Annotated in this window: 16 protein-coding genes and 3 pseudogenes; 9 read left to right on the forward strand and 10 right to left on the reverse strand. The window is 73.3% G+C overall.

Annotation, left to right across the window (positions count from 1 at the left end; all coding sequences use genetic code 11):
- Nucleotides 1–202: 202 nt before the first annotated feature.
- The 4 genes from B100_RS0118930 to putP form a co-directional block, all read right to left on the reverse strand.
- Nucleotides 203–1,228, reverse strand: a complete 1,026-nt coding sequence (locus B100_RS0118930; protein WP_024886005.1) for a hemolysin family protein — start codon at nt 1,226–1,228, stop codon at nt 203–205.
- A complete protein-coding gene (locus B100_RS0118935; RefSeq protein WP_024886006.1) occupies nt 1,225–2,559 on the reverse strand; it encodes a hemolysin family protein in 1,335 nt (444 codons plus the stop codon). Before B100_RS0118935 ends, B100_RS0118930 begins: the two co-directional genes overlap by 4 nt.
- A 242-nt stretch (nt 2,560–2,801) precedes the next feature.
- Nucleotides 2,802–5,186, reverse strand: coding sequence for a phosphoketolase family protein (locus tag B100_RS0118940; protein WP_024886007.1), 2,385 nt, complete (start codon nt 5,184–5,186; stop codon nt 2,802–2,804).
- A gap of 784 nt (nt 5,187–5,970) precedes the next feature.
- Complete coding sequence (gene putP, locus B100_RS0118945) at nt 5,971–9,528, reverse strand: sodium/proline symporter PutP (protein ID WP_024886008.1); 3,558 nt, start codon at nt 9,526–9,528, stop codon at nt 5,971–5,973.
- 298 nt (nt 9,529–9,826) lie between these two features.
- On the opposite strand from putP, the gene B100_RS0118950 reads away from it, so the two are divergent.
- Nucleotides 9,827–10,702 carry a universal stress protein gene (locus B100_RS0118950; RefSeq protein WP_024886009.1) on the forward strand — a complete coding sequence of 292 codons (876 nt, stop codon included), beginning with the start codon at nt 9,827–9,829 and terminating at the stop codon, nt 10,700–10,702.
- Nucleotides 10,703–10,860: 158 nt separating this feature from the next.
- Here the strand turns inward: B100_RS0118950 and B100_RS0118955 are convergent, their stop codons facing one another.
- Complete coding sequence (locus tag B100_RS0118955) at nt 10,861–11,439, reverse strand: rhodanese-like domain-containing protein (RefSeq protein ID WP_024886010.1); 579 nt, start codon at nt 11,437–11,439, stop codon at nt 10,861–10,863.
- A 91-nt stretch (nt 11,440–11,530) separates the two neighbouring features.
- On the opposite strand from B100_RS0118955, the gene B100_RS0118960 reads away from it, so the two are divergent.
- Nucleotides 11,531–11,818: a metal-sensitive transcriptional regulator gene (locus B100_RS0118960; protein ID WP_024886011.1), complete on the forward strand. Its 288-nt coding sequence runs from the start codon at nt 11,531–11,533 to the stop codon at nt 11,816–11,818.
- On the opposite strand, the pseudogene B100_RS0118965 reads toward B100_RS0118960, so the two are convergent.
- A pseudogene (locus tag B100_RS0118965) lies at nt 11,807–12,289 on the reverse strand (rhodanese-like domain-containing protein); the annotation flags it as partial. The gene B100_RS0118960 and the pseudogene B100_RS0118965 sit on opposite strands and share 12 nt — an antisense overlap.
- A 258-nt stretch (nt 12,290–12,547) precedes the next feature.
- On the opposite strand from B100_RS0118965, the gene B100_RS0118970 reads away from it, so the two are divergent.
- The 6 genes and pseudogenes from B100_RS0118970 to B100_RS35650 form a co-directional block, all read left to right on the forward strand.
- Nucleotides 12,548–13,273, forward strand: a complete 726-nt coding sequence (locus B100_RS0118970; protein ID WP_024886013.1) for a CBS domain-containing protein — start codon at nt 12,548–12,550, stop codon at nt 13,271–13,273.
- A gap of 147 nt (nt 13,274–13,420) precedes the next feature.
- On the forward strand, nt 13,421–13,705 hold the full coding sequence (locus tag B100_RS0118975) for a DUF1876 domain-containing protein (protein WP_024886014.1): 285 nt from the start codon (nt 13,421–13,423) through the stop codon (nt 13,703–13,705).
- 81 nt (nt 13,706–13,786) lie between these two features.
- Nucleotides 13,787–14,530: a hypothetical protein gene (locus B100_RS0118980; RefSeq protein WP_024886015.1), complete on the forward strand. Its 744-nt coding sequence runs from the start codon at nt 13,787–13,789 to the stop codon at nt 14,528–14,530.
- Nucleotides 14,531–14,559: 29 nt separating this feature from the next.
- Entirely contained in the window at nt 14,560–15,249 is a 690-nt protein-coding gene (locus tag B100_RS0118985) for a response regulator transcription factor (RefSeq protein ID WP_024886016.1), read from the forward strand.
- Entirely contained in the window at nt 15,246–17,066 is a 1,821-nt protein-coding gene (locus B100_RS0118990; RefSeq protein ID WP_024886017.1) for a sensor histidine kinase, read from the forward strand. Before B100_RS0118985 ends, B100_RS0118990 begins: the two co-directional genes overlap by 4 nt.
- Before the next feature lie 270 nt (nt 17,067–17,336).
- A pseudogene (locus B100_RS35650) lies at nt 17,337–17,653 on the forward strand (helix-turn-helix domain-containing protein); the annotation flags it as partial.
- 17 nt (nt 17,654–17,670) lie between these two features.
- Here the strand turns inward: B100_RS35650 and B100_RS35655 are convergent.
- The 3 genes and pseudogenes from B100_RS35655 to B100_RS0119005 form a co-directional block, all read right to left on the reverse strand.
- Nucleotides 17,671–17,976, reverse strand: a pseudogene (locus tag B100_RS35655) (methylmalonyl-CoA mutase family protein); the annotation flags it as partial.
- A gap of 97 nt (nt 17,977–18,073) precedes the next feature.
- On the reverse strand, nt 18,074–18,349 hold the full coding sequence (locus tag B100_RS0119000; protein ID WP_024886019.1) for a DUF5988 family protein: 276 nt from the start codon (nt 18,347–18,349) through the stop codon (nt 18,074–18,076).
- A gap of 581 nt (nt 18,350–18,930) precedes the next feature.
- Nucleotides 18,931–19,284, reverse strand: a complete 354-nt coding sequence (locus tag B100_RS0119005; protein WP_024886020.1) for a metalloregulator ArsR/SmtB family transcription factor — start codon at nt 19,282–19,284, stop codon at nt 18,931–18,933.
- A gap of 79 nt (nt 19,285–19,363) precedes the next feature.
- Here B100_RS0119005 and B100_RS0119010 point away from each other — a divergent pair, with 79 nt between their 5' ends.
- Nucleotides 19,364–20,149, forward strand: a complete 786-nt coding sequence (locus B100_RS0119010) for an SDR family NAD(P)-dependent oxidoreductase (protein ID WP_051490014.1) — start codon at nt 19,364–19,366, stop codon at nt 20,147–20,149.
- 62 nt (nt 20,150–20,211) lie between these two features.
- Here the strand turns inward: B100_RS0119010 and B100_RS0119015 are convergent, their stop codons facing one another.
- A complete protein-coding gene (locus B100_RS0119015; protein ID WP_024886022.1) occupies nt 20,212–21,693 on the reverse strand; it encodes an NAD(P)-binding domain-containing protein in 1,482 nt (493 codons plus the stop codon).
- Between the last annotated feature and the right edge of the window lie 194 nt (nt 21,694–21,887).

Consider the following 21,887-nt stretch of genomic DNA (forward strand, 5'->3'; position numbering starts at 1 on the left):
CGGCGAGCACCGCCACGCGAACCCTGCTGCCGCGCCCGGCAGCGGTGGCGTGCACGACCCCGCGTCACTCGGAACCACCACCGCGCCCGTCGGTCTGCGCGCGCGGCGTGGCGCGTCGAGGGCGGGGCGTACGACCGCGGCCCCGGGCGGACGGGGAGTCCGGCCGGGGCCGCGGTGTGCTGTGCCGTGGGTGGCGGCGGGGTCAGGCGGGCGCGGGGGCCGCCGGGCCCACGAGTTCCGTGAGGACGTCCTCCATCGTCACGAAGCCGATGACCTTGCCGTTCTCGCCGACCGCCGCCGCGAGGTGGCTGCCCTCCGCGCGCAGCGCGGTGAGCGTGTCGTCGAGCGGGGTGTCGATGCGGACCCGGGTGACCTTGTGCAGCGTGGTGCGCGGGAAGGGCCGGTCCCGTTCGGTGACGCCGAGGGTGTCCTTGATGTGCAGGTAGCCCAGGAGCGCGTCGCCGGGACCGGTGACCGGGAAGCGGGACAGGCCCGCCTCGGCGGCCACGCGCTCGAGGCGCGCCGGGGTGACCGTGTGGTCGACGGTGTGCATCCGCCGGGCCGGGACGAGGATCTCGCCGACCGGGCGGGTGCCCAGCTCCAGCGCGTCCCGCAGCCGCTCCCCGTCGGCCGGGGTGAGCAGTCCGGCCTCGCTGGAGTCGACGACCATCCGGGCGAGCTGGTCGTCGGTGAACACCGACTCCACCTCGTCCTTCGGGTCGACCCGCAGCAGCCGCAGCAGGACGTTGGCGAAGGCGTTGATGCCGAACACGAACGGCCGCAGCGCCCGGGTCAGCCACACCAGCGGCGGACCCAGCAGCAGCGCGCTGGGCACCGGCGCGGCGAGCGCGATGTTCTTCGGCACCATCTCGCCGATCAGCATGTGCAGATACGTGGCGAGGGTCAGGGCGATGACGAACGCGATCGGGTGCACCAGCGCGTCCGGGACGTTCACCGCCTCGAAGGGCGGCTCCAGCAGGTGCGCGATGGCCGGTTCGGCGACCGCGCCGAGCACCAGCGAGGAGACCGTGATGCCCAGCTGGGCGGTGGCCATCATCGCGGACAGGTGCTCCAGCGCCCACAGCGTCATCTTCGCGCGCTTCTCGCCCGCGAGGGCGCGCGGCTCGACCTGGCTGCGGCGGACCGAGATCAGGGCGAACTCGGCGCCCACGAAGAACGCGTTGGTCAGCAGGGTGAGGAGGCCGATGGCGAGTTGCAGGACGGTCATCGGGCTTCCTCCATGACCTCGGCCCGTACGGGGGCCGGTGCGGTGACGCGTATGCGGTCGGCGCGGTGGTGCTCGACCGCGAGCACGTCGAGCCGCCAGCCGTCGACGTCGACGGTGTCGCCCTTGGCGGGGATGCGGGCCAGGCGGGTGGCGATCAGTCCGGCGACCGTCTCGTACGGCCCGTCCGGGGCGATGACGCCCAGGGCGGTGAGCCGGTCCAGCCGGAGGCTGCCGTCGGCCTCCCAGACGGCGCGGCCGTCGGCCGTCGCCGGGGCGGGGGCCAGTTCGGGCACCTCGACGGGGTCGTGCTCGTCGCGGACCTCGCCGACGACCTCCTCGACGATGTCCTCCACGGTGGCGACGCCGGCCGTGCCGCCGTACTCGTCGATGACGACGGCCATGGCACGGTGCGCCCGCATGCGCTCCAGCAGGCGGTCGGCGGGGAGGCTGTCCGGGACCAGCAGCGGCGGTGTGGTCAGCTCGGTGACGGGCGTGGTGGCGCGCCGCTCCGGTTCGAGGGCCAGCACGTCCCGGATGTGGACGGTGCCGACGACCTCGTCGAGGCTGTCGCGGTACACCGGGAAGCGGGACAGGCCGGTGGCGTGGCTGAGCGCGGCGGCGTCGGCGGCGGTGGCGTGCACCTCCAGGGCGCGGACGTCGACCCGCGGGGTCATCACGTTCTCGGCGGTCAGCTCGCTCAGGTGCAGGGTGCGCACGAACAGCTCCGCGGAGTCCGCCTCCAGGGCGCCCTCGGCGGCGGAGTGCCGGGCCAGCGCGCCCAGCTCCTCGGCGGTGCGGGCGGAGGCCAGTTCCTCGGCGGGCTCCAGGCCGAAGCGGCGCACGAAGCGGTTCGCGGTGCCGTTGAGGTGGCCGATGAACGGGCCGAAGGCGGCCGTGAAGGCGCGCTGCGGGCCGGCGACGACCTTGGCGACCGCCGCGGGACGTGAGATGGCCCAGTTCTTCGGGACCAGCTCGCCGATCACCATCAGCACCACCGTGGACAGCGCCACGCCGAGCAGGGTCGCCACGGTCGGGGCGGCCCCGCCCAGGCCGGCGGCGCGCAACGGGCCGCGCAGCAGGGCGGCGAGGGACGGCTCGGCGAGCATGCCGATCACCAGCGAGGTGACGGTGATGCCGAGCTGGGCGCCGGACAGCTGCACTGTCAGACGGCGTACCGCGACCAGCGCACCGGCCGCGCCGCGCTCACCTGCCGCCGCCGCGCGCTCCAGTTCGGCGCGCTCGACGGTGGTGAGGGAGAACTCGGCCGCGACGAACACCGCGCAGGCCAGCGTCAGCAGCAGGGCGAGCAGGAGCAGCAGGATCTCGGTCACCGTGCCACCCCCGCTCCCTGACCGGCCGCGTGACGCGGACTCCGGGTGGTGGCACGGTTACTACTGGGAGGATCACCCATTGGGGGACCGCCGCTCCTTTTCGAACAGGTACGAAGAGATGTGTGGAAGCAGGATGTCCTGCTTCCACGTCAACTGTAAAGGACCCGCAAAGTATGCCGCGCGCGTGAGCGACGGCCGCCCGCGTCCGGTTCTTCGGGAGCCCGACCGCCGCTCGTCGGCGGTCAGCCGTCCCAGGTCCAGTCGGCGACCTCCGGCAGGTCGGTGCCGTGCTCGCGGATCCACTCGTGGTGGCGCAGCCGGACGTCCTCCATCCGCTGCCGTACCGCTGCGGCCCGCACGGCCAGCCCGGGGACGCGGTCGATGACGTCCATGACCAGGCGGTAGCGGTCGAGGTCGTTGCGCACCACCATGTCGAACGGCGTGGTCGTGGTGCCGATCTCCTTGTAGCCGCGCACATGCAGGTGATGGTGCCCGGTGCGGCTGTACGCGAGCCGGTGGATCAGCCACGGGTAGCCGTGGTAGGCGAAGATCACCGGCTTGTCGGCGGTGAACAGGCCGTCGTACTCGAAGTCGGACAGGCCGTGCGGGTGCTCCCCGCGCGGCAGCAGCCGGGCGATGTCGACGACGTTGACGACCCGCACCGCCAGCTCCGGCAGGTGCCGCCGCAGCAGCTGCGCCGCCGCCATGACCTCCTGGGTGGGTACGTCGCCCGCGCAGGCCAGCACGACGTCGGGTTCGCGGTCGCCGGTCTCGGTGCCGGCCCAGTCCCAGATGCCGGCGCCGCGCGCGCAGTGCGCCTTCGCCTGCTCCATGGTCAGCCAGTCGAAGCAGGGCTGTTTGCCGGCCACGACGACGTTGACGTAGTCGCGGCTGCGCAGCACGTGGTCGGCGACCGACAGCAGCGTGTTGGCGTCCGGCGGCAGGTAGACCCGTACCGCCTCCGGACTCTTGTTGAGGATGTGGTCGACGAAACCGGGGTCCTGGTGGGAGAAGCCGTTGTGGTCCTGGCGCCACACGTGCGAGGTCAGCAGGTAGTTGAGGGAGGCGATGGGGGCGCGCCAGGGCAGGCGGCGGGTGACGCGCAGCCACTTGACGTGCTGGTTGACCATCGAGTCGACGATGTGCACGAACGCCTCGTAGCAGGAGAACAGGCCGTGCCGGCCGGTGAGGAGGTAGCCCTCCAGCCAGCCCTGGCAGGTGTGCTCGGAGAGGATCTCCATCACCCGGCCGTGCCGGTCGAGGTGCTCGTCCACGTCGAGCGTGCGGGCCTGCCACGCCTTGCCGCTGGCGTCGTACACGGCCTGGAGGCGGTTGGAGGCGGTCTCGTCGGGGCCGACGAGCCGGAAGTCGCGGCGGTCCGCGGTGTCCCGCATGACGTCCTCGAGGAGGTCGCCGAGGACGCGGGTCGGTTCGTGCAGGGTCGCGCCCGGCTTGTTCACGACGACGGCGTGCCGCTCCAGCGGCGGCAGGGGCAGCTCGCGCAGCATCAGCCCGCCGTTGGCGTACGGGGTGGAGCCGAGGCGGCGGGCGCCGTCGGGGACGCAGACCAAGACGTCGGCGTGGGGGCGGCCGTCCTCGTCGAACAGCTCCTCGGGCCGGTACGACCGCAGCCACGCCTCCAGCTGCCGCAGATGCTCGGGGTTGTCCCGGACTGCGGGCAGCGGGACCTGGTGGGCGCGCCAGGTGTTCTCCACCGGCAGCCCGTCGACCTTGGCGGGGCCGGTCCAGCCCTTGGGGGTGCGCAGGACGACCATCGGCCAGCGGGGGCGCTCGGTGGCGCCGTCCTCGCGTGCGGCACGCTGGAACCCGGCGATGCGGTCGAGGGCGGTGTCCATGGCGTGCGCCATGGCCTGGTGGACGGCGGCCGGGTCGTCGCCGGTGACGTACAGCGGGTCGTGGCCGTAGCCCCGCAGCAGCGCGTCCAGCTCGTCCTCGGGGAGCCGGGCGAGCACGGCCGGGTTGGCGATCTTGTAGCCGTTGAGGTGGAGGATCGGCAGGACGGCGCCGTCGTGGACGGGGTCGAGGAACTTGTTGGAGTGCCAGGAGGTCGCCAGCGGGCCGGTCTCCGCCTCGCCGTCGCCGACCACGCAGGCCACCACCAGGTCCGGGTGGTCAAGGGCGGCGCCGTAGGCGTGGGACAGGGAGTAGCCCAGCTCGCCGCCCTCGTGGATGGAGCCGGGGGTCTCGGGGGCGACGTGGCTCGGGACGCCGCCGGGGAACGAGAACTGCTTGAGCAGTCGTGCCATCCCGCCCGCGTCCCGGGTGATGTCGGGGTACGTCTCGGTGTACGACCCCTCCAGCCAGGACCCGGCGACCACCGCGGGCCCGCCGTGCCCGGGACCCCAGACGCACAGGGCGTCCAGGTCGCGGGCCCGGATCACCCGGTTGAGGTGGGTGTACACGAGGTTGAGGCCGGGCGAGGTGCCCCAGTGGCCGAGCAGCCGCGGCTTCACGTGCTCCGGGCGCAGCGGCTCGGTGAGCAGGGGATTCGCCATGAGGTAGATCTGGCCGACGGCCAGGTAGTTCGCGGCGCGCCAGTGGGCGTCCAGCGTCCTCAGCTCGTCGTCGCCGAGCGGGGCGGAGGCCTGGTGCGTGTCGACGGACATCATGGTGTCCTTCCGCGTCGGGATGGTCGGGGGAAGCCCGCGGGTCCGTATCTCCTCACCTTCCCCCGCGGGCCGCGGTCCCGACAGGGCCACCTGGGCCATCTGCCCGACCCGCGACAGCCACCCGGCACCCGGCACCCTCGCGCCACGGGCCCCGTCGCGTCCGCGGCGACGGGGGCCCTGCCCGGGGAGCGCGGGCGGTCCGCCCGTCAGGCGGGGGCGCCGTGGGGGATCACGGCGAGCGGACAGGCGGAGTCGTGCGGGGCCGTGTGGGTGACCCGTCCGAGGCGGGGGCCGAGGTGGCCCTCGCGGCGGCGGGCCCCGACGACCGGCAGGTCGGCGGTGCGCGAGGCGTCGACGAGGAACCTTCGGGCGGGGCCCTCCGCCGTGCGGGGACGGACCGCAGACCCGCGGGGACGTCCGCCAGGGCCGCGTCCAGTTCCTCGGCCGCCCGCTTGCCGTGCGAGCGGGCGAGCTCGCCGGTCGCGAGCGGGGGTCCGGTGCTCTCGTACGCCGGGCACCGCCACGCCCGTACGGCCTCCAGGGGCACCCCGCGCCGCCGGGTTTCGTCGGAGGCGAACCCGCAGGACCGCCCGGTGTTCGCCGACGCCCACGACCAGCCGGCCGCGCACCGGCGGCACGGCCTGGTCGTCGTGGCCGCCGCGCAGCACCACCACAGGGCACCCGGCCCGCGCGACGACGGCCAGGGCGACCGGGCAGCACCCCGACGACGCCGCCGCGTCCCCGTGCGCCCACCCCACAGGGGCCAAGCGTCCACTCCCGCTCACGGTTCCGTGACGAAGGACTGTTCCGTCCAGATGACCTTTCCCCTGGCGGTGTGGCGGGTGCCCCAGCGGTGGGCCAGTTGGGCCACGATCATCAGGCCGCGTCCGCCCTCGTCGGTGGTGCGGGCGTGCCGGGGGCGCGGTGAGGTCCCGCTGCCGTCGGTGACCTCGCAGATGAGCCCACGATCCCGGATCAGACGCAGGGCGACCGGCCCGGCAGCGTGGCGGATGGCGTTGGTGACGAGTTCGCTGACGATGAGTTCCGTGGTGAACGCCAGCTCGTCCAGCCCCCACGCGGACAGCTGCCGGACGGCGGCGGTGCGGGCGGTGCCCACGGCGGCCGGGTCGCTCGGCAGGTCCCAGGAGGCGACCCGGTCCGCCGGCAGGCACCGGGTGCGGGCCAGGAGCAGCGCCGCGTCGTCCGGCGGCGGGCCGGTGAGCAGGGTCTCGACCACGGCCCGGCCGATCTCCCGCAGGGAGGAGCGGGGTACGGCGAGGGCGTCGCCCAGCCGGGCGATCCCGTCGTCGATGTCCCGGTCCGGTGTCTCCACCAGGCCGTCGGTGTAGAACGCCAGCAGGCTGCCCTCGGCGAGATCCCGTTCGCAGGCCTCGAACGGCAGGTAGCCGAGGCCCAGCGGGGGCCCGGCGGGCAGGTCCAGCACCTCGGTCGTGCCGTCCGGGGTGACGAGGACGGGCGGGAGGTGCCCCGCGCGGGCCATCGCGCACCGCCCGCCGACCGGGTCGTACACGGCGTACAGGCAGGTCGCGCCGAGGAAGGCGGAGCCCGCGGCGGCCGGCTCCTGGTCGTCGTGGGCGCCCATCAGCCCGATGACCAGGTCGTCGAGGCGGGCGAGCAGTTCGTCCGGGGGCAGGTCGAGGTTGGCGAGGGTGCGTACCGCCGTCCGCAGGCGTCCCATGGTCGCGGCGGCCTCCATGCCGTGCCCGACGACGTCGCCGACGACGAGGGCGACCCGGGCGCCGGAGAGGGGGATGACGTCGAACCAGTCGCCGCCGACGCCGTTCGGGACGTCGGCCGGCTGGTACCAGGACGCCACGTCCACCGCGGACCCCCCGCTGAGCGCCTGGGGCAGCAGGGCCTGCTGCATGGCGCGGGCGGCGGTGCGCTCGCGGGTGTAGCGGCGGGCGTTGTCGACGGCCACGGCGGCGCGGGAGACGAACTCCTCGGCGAGCCGCACGTCGTCGTCCCGGAAGGGGCCGAACCGCTCGGTGCGGGCGAAGGTCGCCACGCCCAGGGTGACGCCCCGGGCCCGGACCGGCACCACCATCAGGGACCGGTAGTCGTACGTGAGGATCGACGCGCCGAGCGACGGGTCCTCGGTCACCCAGGGGCTGGCGGTGCGGTCCAGGTCGCGTTCCACCAGGGTCCTGCTCTCCAGCAGGCAGCGGGTCACCGGCGAGGAGGGGGCCCGCCGGACCGCCTCCCCGAGGGCCAGGCTGCCGCCGCAGCCGTCCTCGCGTGCCGACGCCTGTCCCGCGCGGCGGATGACCGGCGCCAGGCCGACCGGTCCGGGCGCCGGTTCCTCGCCGCGCATCACGGAGTCCAGCAGATCCACGGCGACGAAGTCGGCCAGGGACGGCACGGCCTCGTCGGCCAGTTCCTGCGCGGTGCGCGGGACGTCGAGGGTGCTGCCGATGCGGGCTCCGGCGTCGTTCAGCAGCGCGAGGCGGTTCTGGGCGTGCCACCGTTCGGTGACGTCGACGACCATGTACAGGACGCCCACCGGGCGGTCACGGCGGTCGGTCACCCCGAAGAACGACACGGAGACCGCGCGGGCCTCCGCGGGGTCCTCCTCGGCACTGCGGAACTCCCAGTCCATGACGGGCTCGCCCGTCTCCAGCACCCGGCGCATCTGCTCCTCGAAGCCCCGGAACTCGGAGGTCGGCCGCAGCTCGCTCAGCCGCCGCCCCAGGCGCTGCTCCAGGGGGATCAGCCGGTCGAGCGGCTCGTTCACCCACACGTACCGCAGGTCGGTGTCCAGCATGGCCAGGCCCACCGGGGCTTGGGTGAGGAAGGGGGTGAGCACCACTTGGCTGGTGCCGCCGCCGGGCATCCGCCAGAAGGCGCGCTTGGGCGGCCGGCCGACGTACCGGCCGAACACCAGGGCCGCGACGGTGGCCACGAGGACGCCGGGGACCATCTCGTAGACGCCCGATTCCAGCGGACCGAGCAGCGGGTTGACCTGGTCCCACAGCAGGACCGTGCCGGCGCCGGCGACGATGCCCGCCATGGCCCCGGCCGAGGTCATCCGGGGCCAGTAGAGCGACAGCAGCACCACGGGGCCGAACGCGGCGCCGAACCCGGCCCAGGCGTAGGCGACGATGCTCAGCAGTCCGCCGCCGTGCAGCGCCATGACGTACGCCACCACGATGACCAGTACGACGGTGCCACGTCCCACCCACACCAGTGCTCTGTCGGAGGCGTGCCGGTTGAGGAACGCCCGGTAGAAGTCCTCGGTGAGCGCCACGGACGACACCATCAGCTGGCTGTCGGCGGTGGACACGACGGCGGCCAGGACGGCTGCCAGGACCACCCCGGCGATCCAGGGATCGAGCAGCGCCCGGCTGAGGGCGATGTACACGGTGTCGGGGGCGGACAGCGTCGGGGACAGCTCCCCGATCCCGGCCAGGCCCACCAGGGTGGCGCCGGTGAGGACGAGGACGACCCAGGCGGTGCCGATGCGCCGGGCGGCCGGTACGTCCTGGGTGCTGCGGATGCTCATGAAACGGGCCAGGATGTGCGGCTGGCCGAAGTAGCCGAGCCCCCAGGCGAGCAGGGACACGATCGCCACGGCCCCGAGCGGACCCCCGCCCGTCCAGACTCCGCCGCCGAAGTCGACCCGGGAGCCGAGTTCGCGCAGTGCGGGCTGTCTGCCGTCGAGGGCGTCCCCGAGCGCGCCGAAGCCGCCGAGGCGCGCGATCGCCACGGCGGGCAGCACGATCAGGCCGAGCAGCATCAGCGAGGCCTGCAGCACGTGTGTGAGGCTCACCGCGAGGAAACCGCCGAGGCACGAGTAGATGACGATGAGCAGGCCGGTGAGGGTGACGCCGACCGTGAAACGCAGGTCGAAGACGGTCTGGAACAGCAGCCCGCCGGCCACCAGGCCGCTGCCGACGTAGACGGTGAAGAACACCAGGGTGACCGCGGACGAGACCAGGCGGAGCATGCGGGTGCGGTCCTCGAACCGCTCCTCCAGGTAGCCGGACAAGGTCACCGCGTTCCCGGCCCGTTCGGTGTAGGTGCGCAGGCGTGGCGCGACGAACAGCCAGTTCAGGTACGTGCCGACGGCCAGCCCGAAGGCGATCCATACGGAGCCGATCCCGGCGGCGTAGACGGCGCCGGGGAGCGCCAGGAACAGCCAGCCGGACATGTCGCTGGCTCCGGCGGACAGGGCGGCGACGTACGGGCCGAAGCGGCGCCCGCCCAGCGCGAAGTCGTCGAAGGTGTGCGTGCGGGTGTAGGCCCGGATCCCCGTTCCGATCAGGGCGAGCACGTACAGGACGAACGTGGCGACGATCGGCGCGCTCAGCTGGAACATGTGGTCCTCGCCCGGAAGTCCCGCGATGCGCGGCACACCCTCGGTCCGGCGGGCAAATCATGACTCGGCGCCAAATTTACCCATGTCGACCCGGTGCAACCAGAGGAACGACGGCGCGGGCGTCCGGCGGGACGGCCGGGAACTCCCCGCTGGGGGAGGCGGCAGGCGGCGGGCTCCCGGATGTCCCCGTGCGGGTTCGGCGGACGGGCGGAAACCTTCCGCGCGGCGGTCCGGCGAACGGCCCGGAACAATGTGCGGGTGAGGCCGGGGAGACGGCACGAGAGCACGTGGAGGCACCATGGCCGGTGTGGTGGTCGTCGGAGTGGACGGGTCGGCGTCGGCCCTGACCGCGGTGGAGACGGCGGCACGGGAGGCGCGGCTGCGGGGCGCCTCACTGAAGGTGGTGCACGCCTTCATGTGGCCCGCGATGCACGTCCCGCTGGGCCCCTCCCCCCTCGGGCCTTCCGACGGAGGGCTCCGGAGCATGGTCGAGCGGCTGCTGGCGGACGCCGTCGAGCGGGCCGGGGCGGCCGTGCCCGGGGTGGACGTCTCCGGTTCCGTGGTGACGGGTGAACCGCTCACCGTGCTGGAGGCCCAGTCCCGCGCCGCCGAGCTGGTCGTGGTCGGGTCCCGCGGCATGGGCGGGTTCGTCGGCCTGATGGTGGGGTCCACGGCGGTGCACCTGGCCGCGCACGGCCGGTGTCCGGTGCTGGTGGTGCGGGGCGAGGCGCGTCCCGACGGTCCGGTCGTGGTGGGCGTCGACGGGTCCGGCGCGAATTCCGCGGCGGTCGACTTCGCCTTCCGGGAGGCGGACCTGCGGGACACGACCCTGGTCGCCGTGCACGCCTGGACCGCGTGGAACGCGTCCCTGCCCGCACCGCAGGACCCCGCCGAGCCGTACGCCGGCCGCCCGGGCGCCCTCGCCGAGGAGGAGCGGCGCCTGCTGGCGGAGGCCTTGGCAGGGCACCGGGAGCGTTACCCCGGTGTGGTCGTGGAGCAGCGGGTGGTGCACGGTCCGACCCGCGAGGCGCTCATCGAGGCCGGCCGTACCGCCCGGCTGACGGTGGTCGGCGCGCGGGGCCGGGGCGGGTTCACCGGCCTGCTGCTGGGTTCCGTCAGCCAGGCCCTGCTGCACCACGCGCCGTCACCGGTGGCCGTGGTGCGGGGCGAGTAGGGGCGGAGCAGGGCTCGCGTCGGGACCCGAACGTCCCGGGGTCGCGGGGCCGTACGGACGTCTGGACGGACGTCCGGGCGGACGGAACCGCGGGTCGGCGCCGAGGGGAGCTGGGGGGACGGTGACGGCGCGGACGCCGGCAGCGGCCCGCGCCGGTCTCACTCGCCGCGCAGGGCGGCCAGCGCGGAGTCCAGGTTCGCGCCGCGCGGCCGGTTGTGGGGCAGCTTGCCGAGGATTACGGCCATGCCGCAGGTGTCGGTGAGGGCGGAGAAGACCAGCCCGCCCGCGATGGCCGCCGAGAGCAGCTGGAAGGCGGGATGCACGAACAGGCCGAGCACGAGGCCGAGGAGCACCAGGGTTCCGGCGGTGAAGCGCACCTGGCGCTCCATGCCCCATACCGCCCGGGAACCGGCGTTCGCGGGGCGCTCCAGGTCGCGGCCCTCGGACGCCCAGGCACCGGTGCCGCCCGCGAGCGTGGCGGCGTCGAGTCCCTCCTCGGCGAGCAGGGCGCACGCCTTCTCCGAACGCGCCCCGGAGGCGCACACGAGGAGGAGGTCGCCGCGCCGCGCGGCCTGCCGGATCTCCGGCAGCGCACGCCGGATCCGGTCGAGGGGGACGTTCACGGCGCCGGGCAGGTGACCGGTCGCGTACTCGGCGGGCGTACGTACGTCGATCACGGTGAACTCGTGCAGCCGGGCGCCGGCCTGGTCGGTGGGGAGGGTGACGGGGGTGCTCATGGCGGGTGTGTGATCCTTCGTGGTCGACGGTCGACGGGGTACCCGAAGCGGACGTAGAGTACCCCACGGGGTATTTCACCAGGGAGTGGTCGTGGACATGGATCTCGCGGGCGCGGAGCTGAAGTCCGTGCTGAACAGGCTGCGGCGGGCGCAGGGGCAGATCTCCGGAGTGATCCGGATGATCGAGGAGGGACGCGACTGCGAGGACGTGATCACGCAGCTCGCGGCGGCCTCCCGTGCCCTGGACCGGGCCGGTTTCGCGATCATCGCCACGGGCCTGCAGAAGTGTGTGGCGGACATCGAGTCCGGCCGCGCGAACGGCGAGGACGGCGAGCAGATGCGGGCCCGCCTGGAGAAGCTGTTCCTCTCACTGGCGTGACCCTTTGCCCCTCCCGCATGGACCGAAGGCCGCCCGCCCCCACGGCAGGCGGCCTTCCACCGTTCCCACGACGTCGCGGCCCGCCGCGTCCAGCAGGGAGGCGGCGACGGCGGCGCGCATGCCGCTGCCGCAGTGGACCCACACCTGGCCGTCGGGTACGTCGTGCAGCCGGCCGGGCAGGGCGTGGACCGGGATGTGGACGGAGCCGTCGACGAAGCCGCGTGCCCGCTCCGAGGCGCGCCGTACGTCGAGGACGACGACGCCCTCGGCCGGCCGCCGCCGCGCCAGGTCGGCGAACGTGGCGCGAGGGAAGGAGGCGGGCGCCTCGCCTTGGCGCACCCGGTCGGCGGGTCCGCCGACGGCCGCCGCGGCCGGCCGGTCGATGCCGACGAAGAACACGCGTCTCTCCCAATCCCTTGATGCAGTACCCCCCGGGGTATGCGTACACGGTAACACGGGGTACCCCCGGGGGTATTTTCGGGAGTCGGGGCGGGCGGCCGTCGTCACGGGTGCCCAAGGCCCCCGGCGCGCGAACTCTCGAACACATCGGGGCACCCTTCGGCCGCCCACCGCGAACCTCGAATTGACGGACATCCGGGCCGAACGGCCCTGGTCCCTGACCGCAGGGGCCCTGGCATCCGACGGACCGGCACCGGAGGCTGAAAGTGTCCGTTCCCGGCGAGGACGCGTCCCGGCCGGCGACAGCCCGCGCAGTGAGGAGGTTCAGCGATGAAGGCCACCGAGGTCGGCGCCGTCATGACCACGGACGTGGTCACCGCCGCGTACGGCACCCCGCTCAAGGACGTGGTCCGCAGGCTTGCGGACGACCGCGTCGGCGGCCTTCCGGTGACCGACGACGAGGACCGGGTCGTCGGCGTGATCTGCGCGTCGGACCTCACGCGCCGCCGGGTCCGCGAGGCCCTCACCGACTCCTGGCGGGTCCGGCCGCGCGGGACCGGCCGGCGCCTGCTCCGCGCGCTCGCCGGCGGGCCGGCCCGTACGGCGGGCGGTGCGATGTCGGTACCCGCCGTCACCGTGAGGGCCCGCGCCACCGTCACGGAGGCCTCCTGCCTGATGACCACACACGGTGTCGAACGGCTGCCCGTGGTGGACAACGAGGAGCGGCTCGTCGGCATCGTCACCCGGCGCGACCTTTTCCGGGCCGTCCTGCGCACCGACGGCGACATCGACCGCGCCGTACGCCGGTACGTTCTCGGGACGGCCCTGTGGCTGACGCCACGGGCACTCGCCGTCGGCGTCGAGGACGGCGTGGTGACGCTCACCGGCCAGGTGGAACGGCGCAGCGACATCGAGCTCGCGGTGGACGCGGCGAGCCGTATCGACGGGGTCGTCGCCGTCGTCGACCAGCTGTCCTACCGCGTCGACGACACCCGGCTGCCCACCGGTACGGCCGCCGCGCACGGGGAGACAGGGGAACCGGTCCCGGGCCGGTGACCGCGCGGGCCCGTCGGACCGGGCACCCGGGGGTCCGAGGGGCGTCGCCGGGACCTCAGGCCCGCTGCCCCACGGCGGCCGGAGTGCGACGGTGGAGGGTGAGGCGACCGGCACACCCGGGCCCGTCCCCGGCCGAGGAGGCAAACCATGGCGCGCACCCTGGAATGGAAGACCCGCCTCTACCTGTTCGAGGAGGAGGGCGTGACGAAGGCACGGGCCACGCTCGACACCGGGACCACGGTCCTCACGGGTCACGGCACGGCCCACCGCAACCCGGCGGACACGGACGTGCCGGAGATCGGCGACGAACTGGCCGCGGGCCGCGCCCTGCGCGACCTCGGCCGCCACCTGCTGGACATCGCCGAACAGGACGTCGAGACCGCGAGCCCGGAAGACCCGGACCCCACACCGGTCCTCGGCTGGAGCCTGTGACCCCCACCCGCACGGCCGCACGGTGACAACAGGCCGGCGAAGCTGACGGCTTTCTCACAACTGTCCGGCACAGTCGGCCGCATGATCAAGCACTCTTCCCGGGGAGTGCCCCTGGTGACGGTCTCCCTGCTGCTCACCGGCTGTGCGGCCGCCGGTGCGCCGGCTCCGTCGCACGCCGCCGCGGCCGCCCCGCAGGCCTCGGCACCGGTCGTCGTCGGCAACCAGGCCGTACCGGAACCGAAGGAGCTGCCCGGGCTGGGGCCGCGCACCCGGGCGCAGGTGCCCGAGGACACCGGGCAGGCCGTCGTGGTGACGGGGCGCGGCCGGAACTCCTCCGAGTCCGCCGTCGTCCTCCACGAGCGCGGCGCGGACGGCTGGGAGGCCGTGTCCCGGTGGCCCGCGCACAACGCGCTGAAGGGGTGGACCGACGACCACCGGCTCGGTGATCTCCGGTCGCCCGTCGGCGTGTTCACCCTGTCGGACGCGGGAGGGCTGCTGCCCGATCCGGGGACGCGGATGCCGTACGACCGTTCCGGCGGGTTCTCGCTGTCGGGCACCGGCTTCCGCGGCGAGTCCCTCGCGGGGTCCTTCGACTACGTCGTCGCGATCGACTACAACCGCCGGCCCGGCACCTCCCCCTTGGACTGGACCCGCCCGCTCGGCGCGGAACACGGGGGCGGGATATGGCTGCACGTCGACCACGACGGCCCCACCCAGGGCTGTGTCTCGATCGCTCGCGAGCACATGCGGGCGCTGCTGCGGGCGCTCGACCCGGACCGGCGTCCCGTCGTCGTGATGGGTGACGCCGCCTCCCTCGCCCGGTGACGGCGGGCCGCCGACCTAGGATGCCCGGCATGCGTGCCCATGTGCTGGTCGCCGAGGACGACGCGATGCAGGCCGAGCTCATACGCCGCTCGCTGCTGTCGGAGGGCCACACCGTGACCGTGGTCCACGACGGCGCGGCCGCGCTGGACGCGGCCCGGCGGCTGCGGCTCGACCTCGTCGTCCTGGACCTGATGCTGCCCGTGCTGGACGGGTTCGGCGTGTGCCGGACCCTCCGCGGCGACGGTGACACACCGGTGCTGATGCTCACCGCCCGTACCGCGGAGGACGACATGCTGCGCGGTCTCGATCTGGGCGCGGACGACTACATGACGAAGCCGTACAGTCCGCGCGAGCTGCTCGCCCGGATCCGGACGGTGCTGCGGCGCAGCGGGCACGGCGCGCCGGGCGAACGCGTCGTGCGCGCCGGCGGGATCTCCGTGGACCCGGCCCGGCACGAGGTCCGCCTCGACGGGGAGCCGGTGGACTGCACCCCGGCCGAGTTCGCGATCCTCCTGGCGATGGCGGCCGAGCCGGACCGGGTGTTCTCCCGGCGCCAGCTCCTCGCGTGCACGCGGGGCATCGACCGGGCCTCCACGGAGCGCGCAGTCGACGTGCACGTCATGAACCTGCGGCGGAAGATCGAGGACGACCCGCGCGGTCCCCGGCGGCTCCTCACCGTGTTCGGTGTCGGCTACAAGCTGAGCACGGCGCGCGGATGAGCGGCGTGCCGGTGCGCAAGCGCCTCCTGGTGCGGCTGCTGGTCGCCTCGGTGCTCATCGCCCTCTGCTCCGTGGCGGCCACGGCCTGGCTCGTCGTCGAGACCACCACGCGCGCGCTGCGGGAGGAGCAGGGTCATGAGCTGGCGGTCGACACGGACATCCTGAGCCGGCTCAGCGGGTACGCCGCCACCCATTCCGACTGGACGGGCGTCGAGCCCGTGGTGCGGGCGCTGGCCCGGGAGACCGGCCGCCGGATCGCGCTCGCCACCCCGGACCGGGCCGTCGTCGCCGACTCCGCGCGGCCGGGCACGCCCCGGCCGCCGAACCCGGCGGCGACCGTCGACCCGCTGCGCACCGACACCCACACCGAGCCGGGGGCGCAGCGTACCGGGATCGACCCGCGGGTGGTCGGCCCGTACCGGTTGTCGGCCGCGGACCGCGCCCGCCTGGACCGGTTCGCCGAGGCCCGGCGGGCGTGCCTGGCCCGTCACGGCACGCAGACGGCCGTCGTCCGCACGCCGAGCGGGCGGCCCGTGCTCACCGACGACTCCGGGACCGTCGACGGCGGACAGGTGCCGCTGGAGTGCGCGGACGGCAAGCTGAACACCCCGACCGCGAGCGAACGCGTGGCCCAGGACGACCTCGTCGCCCGGACGGACGCCTGCCTGAGGCGTCACGGGATGTCCCCGGGCAGCCACCACCTCATCGGCGTCGGCCTCGCCGCGGGCGGCAAGGGGCTGATCCGGGACGGCGTGAAACCGCCCGCCGACCCGGCGGACGGCCGCACGTACCGGCGGTGCGCGGACGCCGCGCTGCGCGCCCAGCTCGATCCGTACGTCGCCCCTCCGGCCGCGCTGTTCCTGGGCGGGGGAGGCAGCGACGAGGTCCGCTTCGACATGTCCCCGGCCAACAAGGCCAAGGTCGTCGGGGTGGCGGCGCTGGTGCTCGCGGTGACCGTCGCCGTGACCGCGGCTGCCGCCGCCCACTTCGTCCGGCCGCTGCGTGCCCTGACGGAGGCGGTACGGCAGCCGCTGGACCGGCACGTGCGGGTGCCCGTCACCACCCGCGACGAGACCGGCCTGCTGGCCGAGGCGTTCAACGACCTCACCGCGCGCCGGGAGCGCCTGGAGGCCCAGCGCAAGGCGATGGTCAGCGACATCGCCCACGAGCTGCGCAGCCCGCTCACCAACATCCGGGGCTGGCTGGAGGTCACCCGGGACGGCGTGGTGGAGCCGGACCGCGAGCTGCTGGGGGCGCTGCACGACGAGGCCCTGGCGCTGCAGCGCGTCATCGACGACCTGCGGGACCTCGCGGACGCGGACGCCGGGGAGCTGCGGCTGCACCGCGAGCCGGTCGGCACCGCCGAGCTGCTGGACCAGGTCGCGGCGGCGCACCGGGTGGCCGCCGAGGCGGCGGGGGTGGGTCTGAGCACCGCCGTCGCGCCCGGGACTCCCTGGCTGGACGCCGACCCGGTCCGGATGCGGCAGGCCCTGGGCAACGTCGTCTCCAACGCGGTCCGTCACACCCCGTCCGGCGGCACCGTCACGCTGGCGGCGCGGCCCGACGGCGACACGGTGGTCGTCGAGGTCGCCGACACGGGCTGCGGCATCGCCGCCGAGGACCTGCCCCACGTCTTCCGGCGCTTCTGGCGGGCGGAGAAGTCCCGCAGCCGTCGCACCGGCGGCAGCGGGCTGGGCCTGCCCATCGTCCGCCACCTCGTCGAGGCCCACGGCGGCACGGTCGGCGTGACCAGTGAGCCCGGCACCGGCAGCGTCTTCGCTCTGCGCCTGCCGGCCACGGTGCCGCCGCCCGGGTAGGGGGACGGAAACTTGAAACGTGCCGGTCGGACAGGGCAGCACGCACGGTCGCCGTCTCGTGGACGGTCAACCTGCCTCCGCTGCTGCCCGATATTCCTGGCCGCCCACGCCCTCACGTCGACCGCGGTCTTCGCCACGGTCCAGTACCGGCAGGTCGCGTGGGAGCTGCTCGCCTCCCTGGTATGTCGGCACGGGCGAGCAGTAGATGGTGATCCTTTCCCGTGCACTAAAGCGTGTTGCACAAGGCTGCGAACTGGACATTTCCTCGGTATGGCTGGGGCGTTGGGTGCTGAACAGGTGTGGGTGGAGACGTTCACGGGGCTGCACGTGACGCGGTTTTCGCGGTTGCTCAAGGCAGTGCGGGAGCGGCAACGGCAACGATGCAGGGCCGGCCGTGGATCCTGCCGCCGGCCGAGCGGGTGCTGCCGGTTGCGGTCTACTACCGGACGAACCTGACCATGCGGCAACCGGGACCGCTGTTCGGAGTGTCCTCGTCCACCGTGTGCCGGATGATCCGACGTCTCGGGCCGCTGTTGGCCCTCGAGCCCGTCTCGCGTCCGGCCGACGCCGCGGACCGGTTGTGGCTCGCAGCAACAAAAGGCGCCAGGACCGCCCCCACCTTGCCGATCTCGCCGTGCGCGATCGGGGCGTCGGAGTCGTGGCCCATCTGGGTGGGCAGGTCGAAGGCGACCGACAGCCCCATCGTGCCGTTGGCGATCACCTGCTTGTACCGGGCGTTGGACTCCGTCGCCGTACCGAAACCGGCGTACTGACGCATCGTCCAGGGCCGGCCCGTGTACATCGACGGGTACACGCCCCGGGTGAAGGGATACGCCCGCGGCTCGCCCAGCTTCCCGGCCGGGTCCCAGCCCTCGAGAGCCTCCGGCCCGTAGACCGGTTCGATGGGCAGACCACGGGGCGTGAGGTAAGCAAAGGAAGCTGGCGAGGCCGGCCAAGGGCGGGACTCGTCATCGCGGGTCCGCAAGGCTGGTGATGCGGCGAACCGCCTACTCGGCTATGTAAGTCCGGTAGATCCAGCCGTAGACGCGCAGGGAACGACCCTCGACGTGTCGTACTTCGGTGGTTGCCTCGAAATGCTCGTAGCGGTTCTCGACATGGAACTTGACCCGGTCCGTGAAGTGCTCGACCCGGTGCATCCGCAGGTCCTCAGGGATGTCCTTCCCGCCTGCCAGGAAGATGTTGGGCTCCGCGGGGCGGCTGCCGTCACTCCGCAGGATGTGGTTGGGGTGGGCTTGAGCAGTGGTGAGGATGGTGCTGGTCATGTGCGAGTCCTCTCACGCAGGGGCGCTGTGAACAGGCGAACCGACAGAGGTAGGGAAACGCTGCCAGAGTGGCGGCGTGCCGAGTGATCGGTGGGGCGGAGGTCCCGTGCGCATCGGTGCGCCAGGTGACGCGACGGCCATGGAAACGCCACAAGAAGCCGGCACGACTTCGCTATATCGACCGTTGCCGAATCAAGGCTCAGCTTGACGTCGATCTACGGCAGGTGTCAACCACTTCTCGGAACTCAAGGAGGTCGAATCCCTCAGAGGGCGGGGCGGCGACGCCCGCAGAGCGTTCGAGGCACGTCAAAGCGCCGCCATGAACGAGGGCATGCGCAGAGCGCCGCTTGGCCGGCCGCGAGCCAAAGAAGGAAAATCAGGGGACGTCAAGCACGCCGCGGGCAGGCTGCCGGGCAGTCGGCCACACCACCGCGTCTCGAGCTCGCGCCACAGCACCGCGTCTCGAGCTCGCGCCATACGGGCGCGGCTCGGCAGCAAGCAGCGGGGCACGCCTCGGAGCCATGCGGTGCAGCGGGACTCAGCCGCACACGAGGCCGGACTGTACAGCGTCGGGACGCACCTCAGTCGCGAGCGGTGAGGAATCCGGACAGTGCGGAAAGGACTGCGGGAGCGACCCGGTAATAGACCCAGGTGCCGCGCCGCTCGGACAGCAGCAGGCCCGCTTCACGGAGCTTCTTCAAGTGGTGGCTGACCGTGGGCTGGGAGACTCCGACATCGGCGATGTCGCACACACAGGCTTCCCGGTCGGGGTGGGAAGCGACTTTGGAGAACAGGCGCAGCCTCACCGGGTCCCCCAACGCCTTGAACATGGCGGCGGTGACTTCCGCTTCCTCATCGGTCAGCTCACGGTCGGTGAGGGACGGACAGCAGGGCGGGGCGGAGGCGGCAGCCGCCAACTGCGCTAGCTTCGACATGCATCTATGTTGACACTGGTTCCACCTCCTGCCAAGATCGCTTGATTAGATGTGTATCTAATCATTAGCTGGGGGAAGCATGACAGACGTGCGCACCGCCGATACGAAGGGGCCTGTGAGGACGGCCGTCGTCACAGGAGCCAGCAGTGGGATCGGTGCGGCGACCGCACGAGCACTGGCTCGCGACGGTTTCGAGGTCGTCCTGACCGCACGCCGGGCCGACCGCCTGGAGTCCGTCGCGAAGGAGATCAGGAATGATGGCGGAGCGGCCCGGGTCGTCCCACTGGACGTAACCGATCGAGATGCGGTCCTCGCCTTCGCCGAGCAGTTGCCGGCATGTGATGTGCTGGTCAACAACGCGGGCGGCGCTTACGGGACGGAGCACATCGAGAATGCCGATCCCGGCGACTGGCGGTCGATGTACGAGGTGAACGTCGTCGGCGCACTGCACATGACCCAGGCGCTGCTGCCGAGCCTGAGGGCCTCCGGTGACGGGGTGGTGGTCGCCCTCTCCTCGACGGCCTCGTTCACCTGCTACGAGGGTGGCGGCGGCTACAGCGCCGCCAAGCACGGCGCCCATGTACTGGCCGAGACGCTGCGTCTGGAGGTGTGCGGGGAGCCGCTGCGGGTGATCGAGATCGCGCCGGGGATGGTGCACACCGAGGAGTTCTCCCTCAACCGCTATCGCGGGGACCTGAGCAGGGCGGACGCCGTGTACGCGGGCGTCCCCGATCCGCTGGTCGCCGAGGATGTCGCCGACGTGGTGACGTGGGCGGTGACCCGGCCGCCGCACGTGAACATCGACCTCCTGGTGGTGCGGCCCAGGGCGCAGGCGGCGCAGCACAAGGTGCACCGCACCTCCTGACACCGGACCGCAGACGACGCGGTTGCCCTCCCGGTCCGGGAGGGCAACCGCGTCGTCGGTGCTCAGCAGCCGGATGCGCCGGGCTGGTCGAACATCTCCGCGGCGTAGGCGGCGAGCTGCAGCGCGGCAGTGTGGTCGATGCCGAGTTCCGTGGCCGCGGACAGCACGGCGTCCGAGGCGGTGGCTGAGGTGCCCAGGTACGTGGCCGTGACGTGGAGGAGCTGCTCGTGCTGGTCCTCGGTCAGGCCCAGACGCAAGGCGAGTGCCTCTCCGCCGGCGGTCACCGAGCAGACCCCGGTCTCGGGCAGTTGCAGTTCGACCGACTGGGCGGCTTCCATGTCGCCGGCGAGGGCGGCGGCAATCGAGCGGACCTGCTCGTAGCCGGTGAGCACGAGGAAGGTCGGGGCGCGGCCGTAGCTCTTCATACCGACGGCGTAGTAGCCCGGTTCGGGATGAGCGAGTTCGCGGTAGCCGTGCGGGGTGACGGTGCCGCAGGAGTGCTGGTTGGGGTCGATGAGCGGGGCGAGGGCGCGGGGCGCGGACATGATCGGGTCGAGTTCCAGGCGGAGCTCGTCGGCGATGCGGTAGTCGGGCCGGAAGCCGGTGGCCGCGACGATCCGGTCGGCGGTGAGGACCTGCTCGGTGCCGTCCGGACCTCGGGAGATGAGTTCGACCTGGTCGTGGGCGGGGTCGTCACCCAGGGGGCGGACGGCGTGGGTGCGGAAGTTGGCGGCGAGGGTGACGCGGCCGGTGTCCACGAGCATCTTCAGGCCGGAGCCGATGGCGCCGCGGGCGGGCAGTTCGTCGTCGCTGCCGCCGCCGAAGGATGCGGCCGGGTCGGCGCCGCGGATGGCCCAGGTGATGGTGGTGCCCGGCGCGGTGTCGGCCAGTTCGGCCAGGGCGAGCAGGGTGTTGGCCGCCGAGTGGCCGGCGCCGACGACGACGGTGTGGCGGCCGGCGTGCTGGTCGCGGTCGGCGCCGAAGACGTCGGGCAGGCCGTGGTTGATCCAGGCGGCGGCCTCCTGCTCCCCGTGGGCGGGCAAGCCGTTGGCTCCGACGTGGTTGGGCTGGCGCCAGGTGCCGGAGGCGTCGATGACGGCGCGGGCGAGCAGTTCCTCGCCGTCGGCCAGGCGCAGGACGAAGGGGGCCGATTCCCGGCCGGCGGTACGCAGGCGGTCGATGCCCAGACGGCTGATGGCGGTGACCTCGGCGCCGTAGCGGATGTGGGGGGCCAGCGCGGGCAGTTCGGCCAGCGGCTGGAGGTACTGCTTGACAAGGTCTGCGCCGGTGGGCAGAGCGGAGGCGTCGGGCTCGTCCCATCCGGCGGCCGCGAGCAGGCGGCGGGCGGCGGGGTCGGTGTTGAACTCCCAGGGGCTGAAGAGCTGGATGTGGGACCAGGCTCGAACGGCCGTTGCCGCGGCGTCGCCGGCTTCCACGACGACGAAGGCGACGCTGCGTTCGGCCAGGTGCGCTGCGGCAGCCAGGCCGACGGGGCCGGCTCCGATCACGGCGACAGGAAGGCGGTCGGGGCTGAGGTCAACCACGGTGCGGTGTCCTTTCACGAAGGGCGGGGCGGCAGTCAGGCATCTCGCGTGGCATCGGGCGAGGACGTCGTACCGAGGCCCTCGCCGCCGTCCGCCTCTGTGCGCTGCGCGGCGCGCTGTTCTGCCCGCCACCGTAATTCTGCGATCGCGGCACAGCAGGGGCTGGCCTGCTCAGCACCGGTGGGGCCGACGGA

Source organism: Streptomyces sp. CNH189, from assembly GCF_000527195.1.